At 46.1% G+C, this 2,373-nt stretch carries 2 protein-coding genes and 1 pseudogene; all 3 read left to right on the plus strand.

The window, feature by feature from the left end; translation table 11 throughout:
- A pseudogene (locus PENNN9_RS04075) lies at nucleotides 1-519 on the plus strand (glycosyltransferase); the annotation flags it as partial.
- A complete protein-coding gene (locus tag PENNN9_RS04080) occupies nucleotides 492-1,958 on the plus strand; it encodes a CoA-acylating methylmalonate-semialdehyde dehydrogenase (protein WP_058368461.1) in 1,467 nt (488 codons plus the stop codon). The pseudogene PENNN9_RS04075 and the gene PENNN9_RS04080, both read left to right, overlap by 28 nt.
- Nucleotides 1,959-2,134: 176 nt before the next feature.
- A partial coding sequence (locus PENNN9_RS04085; RefSeq protein WP_197409068.1) for an acyl-CoA dehydrogenase family protein occupies nucleotides 2,135-2,373 on the plus strand: 239 nt, incomplete at its 3' end.

A 2,373-nucleotide genomic window follows, 5' to 3' on the forward strand; every position in this document is an offset into this window, starting at 1 on the left:
ATTGTCTCTAGTGCCGATGATGATAACGATTTGGTCAAACGTTTAGAGCGAGATGGCAATATATACCATCAGCTGCATATGTATAAAAAATCATGGTTATCAATCTTACAAGTTGCCCCTCTACGTCATCTTATCGAACAATACAATCCTGATATTATCCATGTGCATTCACGTACACCTGCTTGGATATTGCATTTAGCCCTGCGCCGAGCACGCGTAAAACATCGACCAAAGCTAGTCTCAACCATGTATGGTTTTTATTCAATTAACAAGTATTCACAAGCACTACTGGATGTCGATACCATTATCACTGTATCAGATAGTGTGACGAACTATTTGAGAAAAGGTCTACATCGCGAAGAGATCGATCCAAAGTCCATCAAGCGTATCTACCGCGGCGTTGATACGCGTCGTTATCCGTATCGGCACAACCCTTCTGTATATTGGTTACGCCGTACCTTTGCAGAATATCCTGAGCTTGAACATAAGAAATGGTTGGTGTTTCCTACTATCGTTGGTACGGCCAAGGCGGACGTACGGTACAGCACCCAGCCACACAAGAAGTCATTGCCAAAGTCCCACAAACTTCTGACGATGAAATCAATCAAGCAGTCGCTGCCGCCCAGACGGCTTTTCAAACATGGCGCAAGACCCCAATTACCACACGTGCCCGTATCTTTTTAAAATATCAACAATTGATCCGCGAGCATATGGATGAACTAGCAGAAACCTTGACGGCAGAGCAGGGCAAGACTATCGCTGACGCTCGCGGGGATGTGTTCCGTGGTTTAGAAGTCGTTGAGCATGCAGCAGGCATCGCTAACTTACAGATTGGTGACTTCGTTGAAAACGTCGCTTCAGGCGTTGATACTTATAGTATCTGGCAGCCACTAGGTGTGTGCGCAGGTATTACCCCGTTTAACTTCCCAGCGATGATTCCGCTATGGATGTTCCCAATGGCGATTGCTACTGGTAACACTTTTATCCTAAAGCCGTCCGAGCAAGACCCGATGGTGACTATGCGTTTGGTTGAGTTGGCAGTTGAAGCTGGCGTGCCTGAAGGCGTACTCAACGTGGTTCATGGCGGCAAAGCGACGGTTGATGCTATCTGTGATCATCCAGATATCAAAGCGGTTTCCTTTGTTGGTTCTACCGCTGTTGGTAAGCATGTCTACGAGCGCGCTAGTAAATCTGGCAAACGTGCCCAGTGCATGATGGGCGCTAAAAATCATGGCGTTATCTTGCCTGATGCCAATAAAGAACAAACGCTCAATCAGCTAGCGGGTGCTGCCTTTGGGGCAGCTGGTCAACGTTGTATGGCGCTGTCAGTCGTAGTGCTAGTCGGTGCAGCAGGTGAGTGGATTGATGATATCAAAGCCAAAGCAACAGGCTTAGTCGTCTCTGCTGGCAAAAACGACAAGGATTTGGGACCACTTATTTCTCCTGCCGCAAAAGCTCGCGTCGAACATTTGATTGATACTGGTGTAGAAGAAGGGGCGAGCTTGATTCTTGATGGTCGCGGTATCACCGTCGAAGGTTATGAGAAAGGTAATTTCGTAGGACCTACCATCTTTGATAATGTCACAAGCGATATGCAAATCTACAAAGAAGAAATTTTTGGCCCAGTCCTTTGCATTATGCGTGCAGCCAGTCTTGATGAGGCGATTGAGATGCTTAATGCCAATCCACATGGTAATGGCACAGCTATCTTTACTCAGTCGGGGGCAGCTGCACATAAATTCCAGCAAGATATTCAGGTCGGTCAAATTGGTATTAACTTGCCAATTCCTGTGCCATTACCGATGTTCTCATTCTCAGGCTCACGTGCTAGTAAGCTTGGCGATCTTGGTCCTTATGGTAAGCAAGCGGTGCAGTTCTATACTCAGACTAAGACGGTGACTGCACGCTGGTTTGACGATGAAGCAAGTCGCGGAGTCAATACCACTATCTCAATTTAATCGTTCATCCACTATATTTGCGATATAGCGTCAATCTTACTTAATATGTGCTTTACTAGTAGAGCAGAATTTTGTGAATGTCGTTATGTCGCTGCTATACTGTATAAACGATATTGAACTGATGACTTACTAAACTTTCTCCACCATATTTGCTTTGCAAGCACAAGGATGATTTCATGGATTTCTCATTAACGGAAGACCAAATTGCTTTTCGCCAAACCGCTCGGCAATTTGCCCAAAAAGAGCTAAAGCCGAACGCGGCTGAGTGGGATCGTACCTCACATTTTCCAGTTGATGTGATTAAGAAGTCAGGAGAGCTGGGCTTTTTGGGACTGTATACCAATCCAGACTATGATGGTCTAGGGCTACCGCGTTTGGATTCTGCCATGGTGTTTGAAGAGCTGGCATGGGGAGA

Source organism: Psychrobacter sp. ENNN9_III (assembly GCF_001462175.1).
GTDB lineage: Bacteria > Pseudomonadota > Gammaproteobacteria > Pseudomonadales > Moraxellaceae > Psychrobacter.

Excerpts from the sequence above, each read along its gene's own strand:
- PENNN9_RS04080 (WP_058368461.1), top strand. The coding sequence starts at position 492 with ATGGTTGGTGTTTCCTACTATCGTTGGTACGGCCAAGGCGGACGTACG.